The following is a 17986-nucleotide window of genomic DNA, read 5'->3' as shown; positions in this document are numbered from 1 at the left end:
CCTCTTGTTATCTATTCTCAGGTAGTCGGCACAGTAGGCGCCTTGGGACGCGTGGTGCGGCGGGCAGACGAGCCACTGTTCGAGGTACCGCCTTTGCTGGCCGTACCGCTTGCTGACGAGGAATCCTTGCCTCCAGCCACATCGAAGGAGGCCAGGAACTCCGCATTCGTCTTGCTGTCACGCAGCTTCTTCAGGAATCCTTCTACGAAGTCATAGGATTCATTCATATTTTTACGGATCGACCAGATGGTATCCAGCTCTTCCTTGCTAAGCAATACTTCTTCACGGCGCGTACCCGAACGGCGGATATCAATTGCCGGGAAGATCCGGCGTTCAGCCAGCTTACGGTCCAGATGGAGCTCCATGTTCCCAGTACCCTTGAATTCCTCATAAATAATATCATCCATCCGTGAGCCGGTATCAATCAGTGCGGTGGCAAGAATAGTTAAGCTGCCGCCCTCCTCCACGTTACGTGCGGAACCGAAGAAACGCTTAGGCCGATGGAACGCGGCAGGATCAATCCCTCCGCTAAGTGTCCGGCCGGATGGCGGAACTACGAGATTGTAGGCACGGGCAAGACGGGTAATGCTATCCAGCAGAATAACGACATCCTTCTTGTGCTCTACCAGACGCAGCGCGCGCTGAAGTACAAGCTCTGCCACTTTAATATGATTCTCCGGCAGCTCGTCAAATGTCGAAGCCACTACCTCACCTTTTACCGAACGCTGCATATCCGTTACTTCCTCGGGACGTTCATCGATCAGCAGAACAAACAGTGCAATCTCGGGATTGTTCGTAGAGATACTGTTGGCAATTTCTTTGAGGAGGAGCGTCTTCCCTGCTTTGGGAGGTGCTACAATCAAACCGCGCTGCCCCAGACCTACAGGAGCAAGCAAATCCATGATACGGGTCGATAAATGAGTTGGGGATGTTTCGAGCGGCAGCTTATCTTGCGGATAAAGCGGCGTAAGCGCCGGAAAATGTAACCGTTCAGCTGCAGTTGCCGGGTTCTCGCCGTTGACGGCATTCACCTGCAAGAGTCCGAAATAGCGTTCGTTCTCCTTCGGCGTCCGGCATTTCCCGGAGACCAGGTCACCGCTTCTAAGGTCGAACTTGCGGATCTGCGATGCGGAGATATAGATATCCTCTGCACTCGGCAAGTAGTTAATCGGCCGAAGGAAGCCATAGCCTTCCGGCAGAATCTCAAGCACGCCTTCCATAAACATTAGACCGCTCTGCTCTGCCTGTGCTCTAAGAATAGCGAAGATTAACTCCCGCTTCTTAAGCGTTCCATAATAAGGAATCTGGTATTTCTTGGCAAGCTTATACAGATCGGTAAGCTTCATTTCTTCCAGATCGGAAATTTGAAGATCCATGTGCTATAACCACCTATTCAATTTGTGTATGATGAGTTCTAAACTATGAGTCTATGAAAATGCTTATTAGGATAGGATTACCCGAATTGGAAGGAGATATGCATTGAAGCAGCCAATTTCTGCCCTTGCCAATCCGGATATTCTCATTATTCGTTCTCGCGCCAGACATCGGCTCCCAGACTGCGAAGATTACTTACGAGGTTGTCATAACCGCGGTCAATATACTCTACACCTGTCACTTCGGTGATACCTTCTTCAACAGTAAGACCGGCAATCACCAGCGCTGCGCCTGCACGGAGGTCGGCAGCCTTCACCTTGGCTGCATTGAGCCGGCCGCCTTCAATGATAGCGGAACGTCCCTCTACACGAATCTTAGCGCCCATGCGGACCAATTCAGGAACATGCTTGAACCGGTTACTGTAGACGAAATCGCTCAGGACGCTAACGCCTTCAGCCTGAGTCAGCATGCTCGTCATTGGAGATTGCAGATCGGTCGCGAAACCGGGATAGATCAGCGCCTTGACATCCGCGTGCTGGTACTTGGCCTTGCCGATCACCCGGATACTCTCATCCAGTTCTTCTATGTCAACTCCCATTTCCAGCAGCTTGGCAGTGAGCGCCTCCAGATGCTTGGGAATCACGTTATCAATTAAGACATTGCCCCGCGTAGCCGCTGCGGCAATCATGTAAGTTCCAGCCTGAATACGGTCAGGAATAATCGAATGGCGGCAACCGTGCATTTCGTCTACGCCTTCAATCCGGATTGTTTCGGTACCGGCGCCCTTAATAACAGCGCCCATGGAGTTGAGCAGGGTAGCTACATCTATAATCTCAGGCTCTTTAGCCGCATTTTCAATAATTGTTGAGCCTTTGGCACGGGAGGCCGCGAGCATAATGTTAATAGTGGCGCCGACACTGGATACATCCAGATAGATCTTGGCACCGCGCAGTTCTTTGGCATACAGGTGAATCGAACCATGGTCATTGGTAACAGTCGCACCAAGCGCCTCAAAGCCTTTGATATGCTGGTCAATCGGACGGGGCTCAAAATTACAGCCGCCGGGTAATCCAATGGTCGCTTCCTTAAACCGGCCCAAAAGTGCGCCCATCATATAATAAGAGGCCCGGAGCTTTTTCACCGGTCCGTTAGGCATGGGAATGGATACGATACGGGAGGGATTAATTCTCATTTGGCTGCCTGTCCATGACACGCTCGCGCCAAGCTCCTCCAGAATCTCGGAGTAAACGGCAACATCACTAAGCGCAGGCAAATTATCCAGCACAACTTCAGACTCCGCCAAAATGGCTGCAGGAATAAGCGCAATGGCGCTATTCTTTGCTCCGCTGATGGTAACAACGCCCTCTAGCGGACGTCCGCCGCCAATCATTAATTTTTCCATAAATTTATCTGGTTCCCCCTACGTGTATTGCAGCTTGTTGTGGCAATACCAGTTGTGGCTTAAGGTGACATAAGGACTGCTTGTGATTGGTGATTAGAAGAAGAAACGGCTGCGCCGCCCTTACCTGAAGGACGGCACCCGTTTCTGAGGAAAACGAAATAGCTTGTGCGGAAAAACGTTATGCGGCAGGGTAATTAGGCTTTGTTGCTGGATCCGAATTCGCGGATTTTGCCGATAACAGTCTGCTTGATAGCATCGCGGCCCGGTGCGATGAATGTACGCGGATCGTAAGCATCCGGCTTAGCAGCAAGAACTTCGCGGACAACCTTAGCGAACGCGATTTGGTTCTCAGTGTTAACGTTGATCTTGGAAGTACCCAGGGAGATGGATTTCTGAATGTCATGTACCGGGATTCCAGTACCGCCGTGAAGTACAAGCGGAAGGTTAACTGCATCGCGGATTTCTTCCATTTCCTTGAATCCAAGGTTTGGTTCGCCCAGGTAAGGACCGTGTACGGAACCCAGTGCAGGAGCCAGAGTGTCAATGCCTGTTTCTTTAACAATGCGTACGCATTCGTTAAGGTCAGCGTATTGGATGCCGCCGATAACGTCATCTTCCTGTCCGCCTACAGTACCAACTTCTGCTTCTACAGAAACACCTTTAGCGTGAGCATAGTCAACAACCTTCTTGGTCATCTCAATGTTATGATCAATCGGGTGGTGGGAGCCGTCGATCATTACGGAAGTAAATCCGGCATCAATGGCTTCTTTACATTTGTCAAAGCTTGAACCGTGGTCCAAGTGGATGGCTACAGGAACGGTGATTTTCATGTCATGAATAAGACCTTCAACCATCTTAACTACTGTGTAAAAGCCGCCCATGTGACGAGCTGCACCTTCGGATACGCCAAGGATTACCGGTGACTTCTCTTCTTCTGCTGCACCAAGAATCGCTTGCGTCCACTCCAGGTTATTGATGTTGAACTGGCCAACTGCATATTTTCCTTCAAGTGCTTTGGTCAACATGTCTGTCATAGATACTAATGGCATGGTTTCAATCCTCCTAAAATATTGGGTTGCTTATATAAGCCGACATCACATACAGGCCTATTATAGCACATCCTGTGTTAAATACTAAATAGGATACACAAAAAAATGTCCCGGTGGGACGATATTCAGCCAACCCTTTGCCGGCGGACCATTTCCTCATTTTAGCGTATCCATAACAGGATGTCCCCAAACTATAAATTTCTAAGCTAGCTGCATTGATCTACTGATTTGTTGTGCAGGTGCATATTGACGGCAACACGCATCTCATCGATATCAAACGGCTTGGTAAAATGCATCAGGGCTCCCAGTTTGGTCGCTTCCTTAATCATGTCCAGCTCTCCGTAGGCCGTCATCATAATGACCTTGATCGCCGGATTAAGCTCCTTCAGATGCTTGAGAATCTCGAGTCCGTCCATCCCCGGAATTTTCATATCCAGCAAAACCATATCCGGCGATTCGTTCCTGACAATGTCCAGCGCCAATTTCCCGTTAGCTGCCTGAAAGGTGGCATAACCTTCACTATTGAATACTTCCATGAGAAGAATCCGGATTCCATTCTGATCGTCGACGATTAACACTTTTTTCTTTTCCATACGTTACCCTCCCAGAGTTTAAGGCAGATTGTCCATACCGCGCCCTCTCAACAGCTAACGGCCCCGCTTCAACTTAGTCTATACGAAACCTATTATTCGTGCTTTGCAGCCAAAATCCTGCTAATTGGCTAAAATGCGTAAATCTATGCCATATAAAGGAGGAATTCCGGCGAAAAAGCGGGAATACAGTCCCCTTGCATTCCGGGAGCTATTATGCAAAGGATGTTTTGTCAAAAAGAAAGCCCCCGTACCGGGAGCTCCCACAGGCCTGTCTGGCCTATTCATTCTATAGTTACATTTGCTCGGAATGTGTAAGCGAGGCTTTGACAAATTCACGGAACAGCGGCTGCGGACGATTCGGACGGGAAGTGAATTCCGGATGGAACTGCACGGACAGGAACCACGGATGACCCGGCAGCTCCACAATCTCCACCAGACGTCCGTCAGGCGAGGTTCCCGAAATAACCAGACCTGCCTTCTCCATCTCATCACGGTAAGCATTATTGAATTCATACCGGTGACGGTGACGTTCGTAGACCAGTTCATCGTCATAGCAGGACATAGCCAGGGAATCCGGCAAAAGCTTGCAAGGATACAGGCCGAGGCGCATCGTGCCGCCCATATCTTCGATATCCTTCTGCTCTGGCAGAAGGTCAATCAGCGGATGCGGAGTCGCAGGATCGATCTCGGAGCTGTTCGCTCCTGCCAGTCCCAGCATGGAACGGCCGTACTCGATGACAGACACCTGCATTCCCAGGCAAATGCCGAAGAACGGAATGGACTGCTCCCGCGCATAGCGGATGGCCGAGATCTTGCCTTCGATTCCCCGGTCACCGAAGCCGCCTGGAACCAGAATCCCCCCGATGCCGCCCAGCAGTTCGTCCACATTCTCATCTGTCACCAGCTCTGCATCGACCCACCGGAGCTTCACTTCGGCATTGGAGGCAAATCCGGCATGGGACAAGGATTCAACCACGCTCAGGTAAGCATCGTGCAGCGCCACATACTTGCCGACGATGGCAATCTCAACGGTACGCTCCAGCTTCTGAATCCGCTCCAGCATGCTCTCCCATTCGCGCATATCCGGTGCAGGAGTGGTCAGCTTCAAGTGGTTGACGACAATCTCATCCAGGCCTTCGTCGCGCAGATTCAGCGGCACTTCATAGAGCGTCGAGGCATCGCGGCATTCCACAACGGCGTTCGCATCAATATCACAGAACAGAGCCAGCTTGGCTTTCATATCGTCGGTGAGCGGATATTCCGTACGGCATACGATCACATTGGGCTGAATCCCGATGCTTCGCAGCTCCTTGACACTGTGCTGGGTCGGCTTTGTTTTCACTTCTCCGGCGGCTTTGATATAAGGAATCAGGGTTACGTGAATGTACATGACATTCTCCCGGCCGATGTCGCTCTTGATCTGACGGATGGCTTCCATGAACGGCAGACTCTCGATGTCGCCCACGGTGCCGCCGATTTCGGTAATGACTACATCGGAGCCGGTCTCACGGCCTGCACGGAAGACGCGTTCCTTGATTTCGTTCGTAATATGCGGGATAACCTGTACGGTTCCCCCTAAGTATTCCCCGCGGCGTTCTTTGCTGATGACCGAGGAATAGATTTTGCCTGTGGTTACGTTGCTGTTCTTGGACAGGTTAATGTCAATAAACCGCTCGTAATGCCCAAGGTCGAGGTCGGTCTCCGCGCCGTCATCGGTCACGAATACTTCCCCGTGCTGATAAGGACTCATTGTTCCCGGGTCCACGTTAATGTAAGGATCGAATTTCTGGATCGTTACCTTGAGCCCTCTGTTCTTGAGCAGTCTGCCCAGCGAAGCAGCGGTAATGCCTTTGCCAAGGGAAGACACAACGCCACCCGTTACGAAAATATACTTTGTCACTGTAAAACCCTCCTAAATAAAGTCCAGAAATTCAGGGGACGCTTGCCCCTTATCGTATCCCTTTTTTCCATCATCCAACCGGGGAACCCGAAAGTTGCTTCCACCCGCCAAAATTCAAGGCCGGCAGCCTGGAAATCGCGGAAAACCGCAGCTTCTTGGCATACAAATGAAGCGAAGCCTATTCCTTCTTATCTTGTAAAAAAACAAAAAAGTGACACCCGTAGACCCGGGGCACTTTTTATTTTAGAAAACAATATTAACTTTCATTATAAGCCCATGCAATAGTTTACTCTGAGCGTCCCGCCCCTGTCAAGTGAGGAATTGCGCGCTGCAAAGACTGTTCTAAAATTTATCTTCCTCGTCCTCATCGTCGGCATCGTCTTCTTCGCCGTCTTCGGAATCTTCATCGTCCGATTCGTCTTCGTCAATGTCGTCTTCATCGATGACCACATCTTCGTCAACTTCCTCTTCGCTGTCGTCGTCGGAATAGAGGTCGTCGCGATCTTCGTCAATCGCATCGAAATCCTCTTCCTCGGCAGCATAATTCTCTTCTTCATCGGTGAAGTCGTCATCTTCCAGATCGTCGTCTTCGTCGTTGATAATCCGCACACGCTTGGTGTTGCCGACAGGGTCATCGGAGCGTTCGAGCGGGTACCAGCGCTTCAACCCCCACAGGTTGGTTCCGACACAGGCAAAACGTCCGTCAATATTAATCTCGGTATATAGCTGGGCGATCGTATCTTGGCTCTCTTGATCGGTCAACCCGCGCAGTTTGGCAACCTCCACCATCAGATCACGGTAGTAGTAAGGCGTATTGGCTGCCTTAAGCACCAGGAAGGCCAGGTCTACCATCGGCATTTCTTTTACTTTCTCAGGGTCCAGCTTTAAATTGAGTGGCGTACTCACTAAAGGACACTTCCTCTCACGCATTGTTCACATTCAATCATGCTTCATTCATGATATCCATTAACAAAACTAAGTAAAACCTATTTGCGGGTAAATTGCAAGTCTATTGCAGCAAGATCAGGGAAACAGGATTGGCGGTGCTTCCGCATGAAGAAGGCTTGTCCACCTGGACAGGGCAATAAATGGGATGAGCATGGACGGTCTTTTCATTCCAAAAAGGCGGAGGGGTTACCCCTCCGCGCATGACTGTATCCACGCCAAGGATCGGCTCCTTACGGGATGTTGCAGGGCGCCTCGCGGTTCCCTCTGTTTATTTTATGTAAACTCCAGCCTTTTGACACGATGGGCAGCCTATTTCGTTAAAAAAGGGCAAGTTCCCATTCGGACGCCATCCCCCTTTCATACAATATGGCAGCACGGCACCGAGGAGGGGACGGCGTAACCTATGGATTATTACGGATTTTGGCAGATGCTGCTTGAAGAAATGAAGGCTGCCTCCAAAAGTGCACCACGGCACATTGTGACCTTCAACGACCCCCGCATGTATGCCGGCGCCTTGTCGCAGTGGAAATCTCTGAAGAGTAAAAAGCCTGGCCTGCGGCAGGTTCAGGTCTCTACGCTGATCCGGGCTTTTTTCGTGCCCGCCGCCGGAGCAGAGCGGCTGATGGACCGTTATGCAGATTCCCTCAGTATAGAAGAAGACCACCGGATTAAGGTTCACTCGCCCTTGGCGGACAAAAGCGGTTCCGCCCTGATGCCCTGGGGGATCAGGGCCATCCGTGCTCCGCAGGCCTGGTCCAAATCGACCGGCGTCCATGTGAAGATCGGCGTCATCGATACGGGCGTCGATTTCCGCCACCCCGATCTCCGGCATTCTCTGGCCTCCGGGGTCAACCTGCTGAACCGCGGCATGATGCCGCTGGATGACAACGGCCACGGTACGCATATTGCCGGCACCCTGGCGGCGGCCGGGGGTGCGCGCAACATGATGGGCGTAGCCCCCCGGGCGCTGCTCTATCCGGTCAAGGCCTTCGACCACAACGGCTCCGCTTATGTGTCGGATATTGTCCTTGGCATCGATTGGTGCGTACAGAACAAAATCGATATCATTAACATGAGCTTCGGGATGAGGAACCGGAGCAAGGCTCTGCATGATGTGGTGATCAAGGCCTACCGGGCCGGGATTGCCATCATCGCTTCCTCCGGCAACGACGGCAAGCGCGGCGGGGATTACCCCGCGCGCTATCCGGAGACGATTGCCGTAGGCGCCCTTGACAGAAGGCAGCGTGTCGCAGCCTTCAGCAACCGCGGACCGTACATCGATGTGTACGGTCCGGGCGAGGGCATCCCCTCCTGCTGGCTGCGGGAGGGGTACAAGGAAATGAGCGGCACCTCTATGGCGACCTCGCATGTCACCGGTGCCGCGGCCCTGCTGCTCGCGCTGCGGCCGGGGCTGTCGCCCCGCGAGCTGAAGCTGCTCTTGCGCCGCACCGCCTCGCCGGTGCGGCTGCGTAAGGGCCAGCGCCGCGCATCGCTGGGCGGCGGCGCGGTCGATGCGCTGCGGCTGCTGCGCGTAGGCATCCGGGCCCGGCGCGGCAGCGGCAGTGCCAGCAGCGGAGCTGGCGGCAGCGGAGCCGGTGGCAGCTCCGCTGGCGGCGGAAGCAGCAGCGGGGCGAAGGCCGCTGCGGCGGCAAAGGCGTAAGGTACAGCGGCATGACAAGACCAAAAAGCGCCGCCCCTCAGAAAATAGGGGCGGCGCTTTCCAAGTATAGTTACATCCGGTCCGGTGCGGTAACACCAACCAGCCGCAGGACATTGGCAATGGCCGTCCGTGCAGCGCCCAGCAGGGCAAGGCGGGCTACCGTCTGAGCAGCATCCTCAGTGATTACGCGCTCTGCCTTGTAGTAGCTGTGGAACAGCGAAGCCAGGTCGTATACATAACGGACCAGGCGGTGCGGCGCATAGCCTTCGGCGGCAATGGTAATCTCTGCAGGCAGTTCACCGATTTTGCGGAGCAGATCATATTCATGTACGGCAGTCAGCTTGCTGTAATCAATCTGGGCTGCATCCGGCACTACAATCCCCTGCTCCTCCGCTTGGCGGAATATGCTGCAAATCCGCGCATGTGCGTACTGTACATAGAAAACAGGGTTCTCATTGGATGTCGAAATCGCCAGATCCATGTCAAAGTCCAGATGCGAATCCATGCTGCGCATGGTGAAGAAGTAACGGATCGCGTCGATTCCGACTTCCTCCATCAGGTCTTCCATCGTTACGGCTTTGCCGGTACGCTTGGACATCTTGACCTTCTCGCCGTCCTGGAACAGGCTGACCATCTGGGCGATCAGCACCACGAGCTTCTCGGGATCATTGCCGAGCGCCGCCATAGCCGCCTTCATCCGTGGAATGTAGCCGTGGTGGTCAGCTCCCCAGATGTTGATCATCGTATCGTAGCCGCGGCCGTATTTGTCGCTGTGATAAGCGATATCCGGTGTGAGGTACGTATACGTGCCATCGTTCTTGATCAGCACGCGGTCTTTATCATCCCCGTATTTGGTGGTCGCAAGCCAGGTGGCGCCTTCCTTCTCATAGACTTCTCCGCGCTCGCGGAGCTCATCCAGTGAACGCAGCACTTCTCCGTTCTCATAGAGGGAGGTTTCACTGAACCAGATATCGAAGTTAACCCGGAACCGGCTGAGGTCGCGTTTGATTTTGTCCAGCTCCTTGGCAAGCCCGTAGGTACGGAAGAATGCCGCCCGGTCGCCCGGTGTCATAGCCAGTAGGGAATCGCCCTTCTCCGCCACCAGCTCCTTGGCGAAGCCCTTGATATCCTCTCCATGATAACCGTCCTCCGGCATCTCGGCCGGCTGGCCCAGCTCCTGCAGGTACCGGGTCTCGATGGATTTGCACAGATTGGCGACCTGGTTGCCGGCATCATTAATGTAGTATTCCCGGGTCACGTTGTAACCGGCATAATCCAGCACGTTGCACAGGGCATCGCCGACCGCAGCCCCGCGGGCATGTCCCAGATGAAGGCTGCCGGTAGGGTTCGCGCTGACGAACTCCATTTCTACACGCTTGCCCTGGCCTATGTTCACACGGCCATAACCGTCACCCTGCTCGGCCACAAGTGCGATCACGGGGTAGAGATAGCTTTTGGACAAAGTGAAGTTAATGAAGCCCGGTCCGGCAATCTCCGCCTTCTCAATAGAAGCGCGGCCCGTATCCAGATGCTCTATAATCGCCTCGGCGATCTGCCGGGGGTTACGCTTAGCGATCTTGGTCAGCTGCATCGCAGCATTCGTAGCCATATCTCCATGGGCCTTGTCCTTCGGCACTTCCAGCACAATGGCCGGCAGCTCTTCGCGGGACACCAGACCTGCGGCTACGACCGCATCGGCGATGGCCTCCTTCACCCGTTCATGGGCAAGCTGGAGCGGATTTAAAGATTGTGTCATGATTGTGGTTCCTCCTGTATATTCAAACTTATAGCGAACTGTCCTGATATTTCCCCGTATACGTAGAGATCATATTCCCATGAAACGGCAAGCGATCTTCCTTCGCGCTTGATGTCCAGTGTCTTCGTGTCTGTGGTGAGATTGAACTGTGTATAAGGCGAGCGGTAGAATCCGGGCAGCGGTTGCCCCGGCTCAAAAGACTGCTCCGACTGGACAGCGCCATGGCGGATCAGCTTGATTCTGCCCTCTGAAATCTTCAGTGTGTTGCGTACCACAACTGCTGCGCCTTCGGGTGCGGTCTGCTGCTCTTCATAAATGATGTACAGCGACTGCCCCTTGGCAATAGCCTCTCCTGCAGCATGTACCACACTGCGCTCTGTGCCCTGCACACTCTCCAGCGTTACCGAAACGCCGTATTTGCCTTGCGGTCCTTCAGTCATCACATGTTCCCCGCTTATTCGTACTTGTAATCATAGAGGTCATATTCGCTTTCCCATTGTACACTATATCCAGATCAGGAGGGCATTTCAATCGCTTTTTCATCTGCCCTGGCCCTCACAGCGGCAATAACGCCACACTCTCCCTGCCGCGAAGCTGGCTGATCATCGATGTCCAGGCTTCCGGCTTGCTCTCCAGCACGGCGTAATAACGGGTCAGGAAATCGGCCACCAGCGGCGCCGCGATGCTCTCCAGCTCCTCATCTCCGGGCATGAAACAGAGGTCCAGACCGGACACCGCCTCGCCATCTCCCTGCCAGGAAGGGTGGACATAGGGAATATCTATTCTTTTATAGCCCAAATGCGACAGAACTTCACGGCGGACGTACGGGTCCATCGGCTTAATTCCGCCAAAATCATACCCCACACGGTACGGATCATAGATCTCAGCGAACATCCCCAGCAGCTCCGTGTGATTCTCAGCCGCCAGCTTCTCCAGGTCCTTCAAGCGTTGACGCGCCAGAAAACGGCCAATGCCCAGCCCTTCCCGGCCAATGATGGTGAAATCGGTCATCGCTACATTCCAGTCGGCATAGTAACGGTATTCCGTAGTGCCTACAACCTTCCCTTCATGCACCGCAGCGAACACGCGTATTCCCGGATCGGCAAGCGGCTCCTTCCACAAGCTGTACTCCAGCACTTCCTCGGGCGGAAATACATCCGACAGCAGCTGATGCACCTCTCTGAACAACGGGTCGGCAATATCTGTAATTCTTCTATAATCCATAGTCAAGGGATCTCCTCCAAGTGATAGGCTGTATTCATTTATTGAAAAGGATTCCGCCATTCCATCAGCGCTGCGTAATTCCCTGATTCCTCGTCCTCCAGATAACCTGCGACCACACGAACGGGAGACCGGCCGCACCGCAGCAGAAAAGTAATCACCGGATCAGACCAGCTTCCGGCGATAACCCCGGCCAGATACTCTTCCGCTGTCATCTGCCCGGCCACCCGGTGATAGCCCGGCATCCGGCCCGCTCCCAGCAGCCGCTCCAGCTTCTGTTCCACGACCACATGGTATAACGACTGGACCAGCTCCTTGCCCAGACCCAGCTTGCGGTATCCGGGACGGACACACAAATCCGCGATATACAGCGTGTTCCCGCCCGGCTGATGCGTAGTGAGATAACCGTCTGCCGTAACCTCTGACCACGTATGATGATGCGCCTGCGCCTCCGGGTCGAAATTCATCAGGAATCCGGTAACCGATCCGGCCAGCTCCCCGGCCACCTCTACACATAAGGCCCCTTCCGGAAAAAGTGTCACGTGATTCAGCAGCTGCTCCCGGTTCCACCACAGCTCCGCAGGATAAGGCGGCGGGAACGCCTCGGACTGAATCGTGATCAGCTCGGTGAAGTCAGCTTCCGTATAGGAACGGATCACCGCAGGCACCGGCGTCTTGCCGTCCAGAGCGTAGAACTTCTTATAATACATCCGTTAGTCTCCCCCTTACGTCCAGTCGGTGTACAGATCGGTGCGGCGGTCACGCCACGTGGTTACAGACCCGTGTTCCCGGACGCGGTACAGCAGCTCCAGATCCAGATCGGCGGTGATGATCATATCGTTGTTGATCTCTCCTTCGGCCAGCAGACCCTGCGGAGGGAACGGAATGTCATTGGGTGTGATAACCGCCGCCTGGCCGAAGTTGGCCCGCATCAGATCAACCGTAGGCAGTGAGCCTACGGTGCCGGTCAGCACCACGTAGACTTGATTCTCGATAGCCCGGGCGTGGCTCGTATACCTTACCCGGTGGAAGCCGTGGCGGTCATCCGTGCAGGACGGGCAGAAGATCACATCTGCACCCTTGGCCCGGGCCATGCGCACAATCTCAGGGAATTCAATGTCATAGCAGGTCAGCATGGCAATGGTTCCATGGTCTGTCTGGAATACCTGAAGCTCCTCACCGGCCCCCATATTCCAGCCCTCTACCTCAGCAGGGGTAATATGCAGCTTGGCCTGTTCGGCAATTCTTCCATCCGGGTAAAAAAGATGGGCTACATTATACAGCTTGCCGCCGCGCCGCAGCACATGGGTCCCCCCAATAATATGTACCGCATACTTCCCAGCGTACCCGGAGAACATCTCCAGGTAACGGTCTGTGAACTGCGGCAGATCCTCTATCCCCAGCGCCTCCCCGTCCTCGCCTCCGATCGACATCAGCTGTGTCGTAAGAAATTCAGGGAAGAGGATAAATTCGGCGCCGTACTCTCCGGCCGTCTTGATATAGTGCTCACACTCGGCAGCAAACTCCCCGAAGGAAGAGATGGTATGCAGATGATATTGTACAGCAGATACGCGAAAAGCCATGGCGGCAGTCCTCCCGGGCATGATAGTTACATGCATTTTCATAAGTATCTAAAATTTTACCATAACCGTTCACAAGTAGAAACGGCTTTGCCGTCCTTTTAAAGGACACTCCCAAGTTCCCCGCCGGGTCGGGCAAGTTCCGCTTTCTCTGCCAATGGTGAATATCTCCTCTCATCCTTTCCCATAATGAGGAATACAAGCAGCGGCAGCCCTCATGGGGACAGCCTGTGTTATTGCTTGAATTCGAAGGAGCCTGATACCATGACGCGCGATTCTGCCACACCCAAAGTCCGCAAACGCCGCTTCCGCCTGCTCTTTCGGCTGCTGGCTGTCTCCGCCCTGCTGTTCCTGCTGGCAGCCGGCGCTCTGCTTGGATACCTATATCAGAAGCCGCTCCCCCCGCTCGGGGATGATGTCCGCTCCAGACTGCTTGACGCCAGGGGCAATGTGATGACCACCTTCACCACAGACGGCCGCAGACGCGAGCCTGTTGAGCTTAACCGGATCTCCCCGCTGCTCATCAAGGCCACGCTGGCTGTGGAGGACCGGAAATTCTATAATCATATCGGCTTTGATCTGAAAGGCATGGGGAGAGCGGTGCTCGCCAATCTGGAGGCGGGCAGACGCACGCAAGGGGCCAGCACCTTAACCCAGCAGCTCGCGCGCAATCTGTACCTGACCCATGAGAAGACCTGGACCCGCAAGGCCAAGGAAGCGCTATACACTCTGCAGCTGGAAATGAAATACTCTAAGGATGAAATTCTGAATATGTATTTAAATGAAATCTACTACGGACACGGCGCTTACGGAATCGAGGCTGCGGCCCGGATGTATTTCGGCAAAGCTGCCGCAGATCTGGATCTGGCGGAGAGCGCCCTGCTGGCCGGAGTGCCCAAGGGACCCACCTATTATTCTCCTTATAATCATCTGGACAGCGCCTTGAAGCGTCAAGGCATTATCCTGGCTGCCATGGTCGAGACGGGGGATATTACGGAGTCGCAGGCACAGGAGGCCGCTAAGGAGCAGCTGAAGCTGAGCCCGCAGGGTCAAAAGGATACCACGGTGGCTGCACCCTATTTCCGCGATTATGTGCGCAGTCTGGTGATCGACAGCCTGCATATCAGCAGTGACGAGCTGGACCGGGGCGGGCTGAATGTCTATACAACGCTTGACCCGGATATGCAGCAGGCTGCGGAAGCGGCTGTGGATCAAGGCATGGACCACAGCAGCGAGCTGGAGACGGCCCTGGTCTCCGTTGATCCCCGCACCGGCTATGTGAAGGCTATGGTCGGGGGCACAAATTACCGGACCAGCTCCTTCAACCATGCGCTGGCAAAGACGCGCCAGCCCGGCTCTTCCTTTAAGCCGATTATGTATTTGGCGGCGCTGTCGACCAAAGAAATGACCGGCTTGTCCGTCTTCAACAGCCAGCCGACGCTGTTCCATTATGATAACAACCGCAAGACGTACCAGCCCCGGAATTTCGGGGATAAATATCTGGGAGAGATTAATATGCGGCAGGCCATTGCTGCGTCCGACAATATCTATGCAGTGAATACTATTATGAAGATCGGGGCAGATAAGGTCGCCGCTATGGCGGCCGCCATGGGGATTAACAGCCCGCTGCAGAGCGTTCCTTCTCTGGCGCTTGGAACCTCGCCTGTCAGCCCGCTGGAGATGGCCGCAGCCTTCGCAGTGATTGCGAATGGCGGAGTGAAGCAGCCGGTCACTGCGGTCCTGAAGATCACGGATGCGGGCGGACATCTTCTATATGAAGCTCCTCAGCCAGAGGGTCAGCCCGTGGTTGAGCCGGCAGCGGCTTACGTGTTAACCCGGCTGATGGAGGGGGTCTTCGAGAGCGGAGGCACCGGGAACCGGGTGGCCTCGATGATCAAGCGTCCGGTTGCCGGCAAGACCGGCACTACAGATACCGACGGATGGATGGTAGGCTTCACGCCTGAGCTCTCAACCGCCGTCTGGGTCGGATACGATAAGGGCCGCGATATTGCGACCACCGACGGCAGGCGGGCAGCACCGATCTTCGCCGGATTCACGGAAAAAGCACTGGAGAATGTGCCGCCGAAGATTTTTCCCATTCCCGATGGCGTGGTCAGCGTATATATCGATCCGCTGTCCGGCATGCTGGCTACAGCAGACTGTCCGGAGAAAAAGCTGGAGACCTTCATCAGCGGCACAGAGCCTACCGCATATTGTGACCAGCATAGCTCCGGTGAACCCGGTGCTTCCGGAAGCTCCGATCCTTCCGGCCCTGCCGATCCGGTCAAGGAAGAGCATTCCCTTTGGAATAATATCAAGCGCTGGTGGATGAACTAACCTGGGATTGCCGCTCCCCGCTGTCTGCGTTACGATGGGGAGACCGGCAGAGGCGTACGCCCGCCTAACTCCGCCGCAGGAAGGTGTGCCATCCATTCATGAAGCCGAATCACTCCGCTGGCCTTGAGCCGGACGCGCCACAGCTGTTGCAGCCTGAGCTCTACAAGCTCGCAGCAGTTGAAGCAGCGCCGCGCCTTCTTGGCCAGCATCTGGTCCGCCGCACGGAAGACGGGAACATCCGCTGCCGCATTGTGGAGACAGAGAGCTACGGAGGTGCCGAGGATAAAGGCAGCCATGCGTATGGCAGCCGGCGGACCGCCAGGACGGAGGTCATGTTTAGCGCCGGAGGCGCAGTGTATGTATACCTGATCTACGGCATGTACCATTGCCTGAATGTCGTAACTGCCGCTCAGGACGAGCCGCATGCCGTTCTGATCCGGGCAGTAGAGCCGCTTACGGAGAGGGATGCCGAGCTTATGGCGGCATATAGAGGAGTTGCCGTGAGGAAGCCCTCGGACCTCTCGGGCGGGCCGGGCAAGCTGTGCCGGGCGCTGCGGATTGACAAGAGTCTTAACAATACCAGGTTCGATCTGCCGGAAGGCCCGCTGAGCATCGAGCAGGGGGATGACCCGGAGTCCCTGGATATTGTCGAGGCCCCGCGCATCAATATTCCTTATGCGGAAGAGTATGCCGGGCGCCCCTGGCGCTTCTATCTGAAGGGCAATCCTTATGTCTCGGTCAGCGATCCGCAGGCACAGCCCCACAGGCTGGTCTAAAGGCCTATACCGCTGTTTCGGCTGTGGTATATTGGGTATTAATAAGAGAACCCTAATCAGCCTCTCCCTTGGAACTTTCCAGGCGGAGAGGTTTTTCTTCTATATTTTGATCTCCGCACCCTTAGGCGCCAAAAAATGATAAACACTCCTATAAAATGACAATAAATCCCCCTATTTGTATACGCTTCCCCCGTTCTCTAAACTTACAATTACTGCTATAATCATATATATCTACAAAAAATATAAAGATGTAAATGAGGGACATGGGATGAAAGATACAGGCATGATCCGAAGCTTAGACAGTCTCGGAAGAATTGTGGTTCCCGTAGAAATCCGCATGACACGTAATATTGACATTGGGGATCCTATCGAATTTTTTATACTGGATGAGGATATCATCGTCCTCCGAAAGTACACCTCCACAGAATGCACCTTTTGCAGAAGTCTTGATCATGTGACCTACTATAAGGATCAGTTCATTTGCAACACCTGTCTGAAGGAGCTTAGTGACCCCGACCGCGGATCAGAACCCATCCATGCCTCCCCTAGTTCAGCAGAAGAGCATCCCGAGCCAGCCCGCGGGGGACGGAGAAGCAAGACCGAAGAAATGAGTCTGCGTCTTATGAAAGCGATCGAAGATCATCCCTATGCCAACCAGAAGGAGCTTGCCGAGGTTCTCGGCATCAGCCAAGCCAGAGTCAGCCAACTCAAGCGCAAGCTGAACACTCCCGGCAGAACAGATCCGCAGTAACCGTTATCCATTCATCCCTGCTTAGACATCAGATAAGGCTTGGCCCCGTTGGGGCCAAGCCTTAATTTTTGGGCGAAGCATATAACCTGATCTTCTATTCCGATAGCGCAGCTTTCAGCTCCTCAGGCGAAGCGGCCCACCACTCTTCATTATGGGCCATCAGCAGGGATTTCAGCGCTGCCCGCTCAGCACTTCCAAGTCCATCCAGAATAAGCTTGCGCTTCAAGGCCGCATCCAGCTTATTTACATGATCCGCAAGAATCTTCCAGCCGCGCCGCGCTTCGGTGTCAATCCACATCTCACAGGCGGTAATTCCGCCGTAGAACTGTCCCTCCGGGGTACGGTCAACGGCGACCCATACGACCCAAACCTGTCTTCCCGCCGGAACATCCTCACGGTTCATAGAGAATTTAATTCCCTTCTCCACTTTGCTCTTGGCATGCATGGCACCTATATCAATAACGGCGATGCCCTGATCAATAATGACAGGCGATACATTGTTCAGATCAATCGAGCCTGCACCGAAGCCTTTATGCTTGGCTCTGGCGTTCACAATATTCAAGGCAATTTGTTTTTTGCCCTCCGGTTGTACGTTATCCACATGTGCACATCCTTTCCATTCACTAATTATTTAATTTT

At 54.1% G+C, this 17986-nt stretch carries 16 protein-coding genes; 4 read left to right on the top strand and 12 right to left on the bottom strand.

Translation table 11 applies throughout. The features are described from left to right. Positions 1-17: 17 nt before the first annotated feature. From rho to rpoE, 6 genes are all read right to left on the bottom strand, one after another. A complete protein-coding gene (gene rho, locus MKY86_RS32490; protein ID WP_036724456.1) occupies positions 18-1376 on the bottom strand; it encodes a transcription termination factor Rho in 1359 nt (452 codons plus the stop codon). A 146-nt stretch (positions 1377-1522) separates the two neighbouring features. Next, on the bottom strand, positions 1523-2776 hold the full coding sequence (locus tag MKY86_RS32485) for a UDP-N-acetylglucosamine 1-carboxyvinyltransferase (protein WP_036724455.1): 1254 nt from the start codon (positions 2774-2776) through the stop codon (positions 1523-1525). 194 nt (positions 2777-2970) lie between these two features. Then, complete coding sequence (fba, locus tag MKY86_RS32480; protein WP_036724454.1) at positions 2971-3825, bottom strand: class II fructose-1,6-bisphosphate aldolase; 855 nt, start codon at positions 3823-3825, stop codon at positions 2971-2973. A 206-nt stretch (positions 3826-4031) separates the two neighbouring features. Beyond that, positions 4032-4418 carry a response regulator gene (locus MKY86_RS32475; RefSeq protein WP_036698896.1) on the bottom strand — a complete coding sequence of 129 codons (387 nt, stop codon included), beginning with the start codon at positions 4416-4418 and terminating at the stop codon, positions 4032-4034. A 292-nt stretch (positions 4419-4710) separates the two neighbouring features. Beyond that, positions 4711-6318 (bottom strand): CTP synthase, encoded by a 1608-nt coding sequence (locus MKY86_RS32470; RefSeq protein WP_036724451.1) that lies wholly within the window; start codon positions 6316-6318, stop codon positions 4711-4713. 342 nt (positions 6319-6660) lie between these two features. Beyond that, entirely contained in the window at positions 6661-7224 is a 564-nt protein-coding gene (rpoE, locus tag MKY86_RS32465) for a DNA-directed RNA polymerase subunit delta (protein ID WP_036724449.1), read from the bottom strand. A gap of 445 nt (positions 7225-7669) precedes the next feature. On the opposite strand from rpoE, the gene MKY86_RS32460 reads away from it, so the two are divergent. Further along, positions 7670-8926 (top strand): S8 family serine peptidase, encoded by a 1257-nt coding sequence (locus MKY86_RS32460; protein ID WP_083685704.1) that lies wholly within the window; start codon positions 7670-7672, stop codon positions 8924-8926. Positions 8927-8996: 70 nt separating this feature from the next. On the opposite strand, the gene argS is transcribed toward MKY86_RS32460, so the two are convergent. The 5 genes from argS to MKY86_RS32435 form a co-directional block, all read right to left on the bottom strand. Beyond that, positions 8997-10682: an arginine--tRNA ligase gene (argS, locus tag MKY86_RS32455; RefSeq protein WP_036724447.1), complete on the bottom strand. Its 1686-nt coding sequence runs from the start codon at positions 10680-10682 to the stop codon at positions 8997-8999. After that, positions 10679-11122: a DUF1934 domain-containing protein gene (locus tag MKY86_RS32450; RefSeq protein ID WP_076084844.1), complete on the bottom strand. Its 444-nt coding sequence runs from the start codon at positions 11120-11122 to the stop codon at positions 10679-10681. Before MKY86_RS32450 ends, argS begins: the two co-directional genes overlap by 4 nt. Before the next feature lie 115 nt (positions 11123-11237). Continuing rightward, positions 11238-11906: a GNAT family acetyltransferase gene (locus tag MKY86_RS32445; protein WP_076084841.1), complete on the bottom strand. Its 669-nt coding sequence runs from the start codon at positions 11904-11906 to the stop codon at positions 11238-11240. Positions 11907-11944: 38 nt separating this feature from the next. Then, positions 11945-12613 (bottom strand): GNAT family N-acetyltransferase, encoded by a 669-nt coding sequence (locus MKY86_RS32440; protein ID WP_076084838.1) that lies wholly within the window; start codon positions 12611-12613, stop codon positions 11945-11947. 15 nt (positions 12614-12628) lie between these two features. Beyond that, positions 12629-13486 (bottom strand): carbon-nitrogen hydrolase family protein, encoded by an 858-nt coding sequence (locus MKY86_RS32435; protein WP_076084835.1) that lies wholly within the window; start codon positions 13484-13486, stop codon positions 12629-12631. Between the two features lie 261 nt (positions 13487-13747). Here MKY86_RS32435 and MKY86_RS32430 point away from each other — a divergent pair, with 261 nt between their 5' ends. From MKY86_RS32430 to MKY86_RS32420, 3 genes are all read left to right on the top strand, one after another. Further along, complete coding sequence (locus MKY86_RS32430; protein ID WP_076084832.1) at positions 13748-15820, top strand: transglycosylase domain-containing protein; 2073 nt, start codon at positions 13748-13750, stop codon at positions 15818-15820. A 98-nt stretch (positions 15821-15918) separates the two neighbouring features. Continuing rightward, on the top strand, positions 15919-16596 hold the full coding sequence (locus MKY86_RS32425) for a DNA-3-methyladenine glycosylase (protein ID WP_036724434.1): 678 nt from the start codon (positions 15919-15921) through the stop codon (positions 16594-16596). 268 nt (positions 16597-16864) lie between these two features. After that, entirely contained in the window at positions 16865-17347 is a 483-nt protein-coding gene (locus tag MKY86_RS32420; RefSeq protein WP_036724433.1) for an AbrB/MazE/SpoVT family DNA-binding domain-containing protein, read from the top strand. 94 nt (positions 17348-17441) lie between these two features. Here the strand turns inward: MKY86_RS32420 and MKY86_RS32415 are convergent, their stop codons facing one another. Further along, complete coding sequence (locus MKY86_RS32415; protein WP_036724431.1) at positions 17442-17948, bottom strand: YwhD family protein; 507 nt, start codon at positions 17946-17948, stop codon at positions 17442-17444. Positions 17949-17986: the final 38 nt, after the last annotated feature.

Source organism: Paenibacillus sp. FSL R7-0333 (genome assembly GCF_038000365.1).
Lineage (GTDB): Bacteria > Bacillota > Bacilli > Paenibacillales > Paenibacillaceae > Paenibacillus_AQ > Paenibacillus_AQ silagei.
Note: the sequence above shows the minus strand (reverse complement) of the source record. Positions and strands in the feature narration are given on the sequence as shown.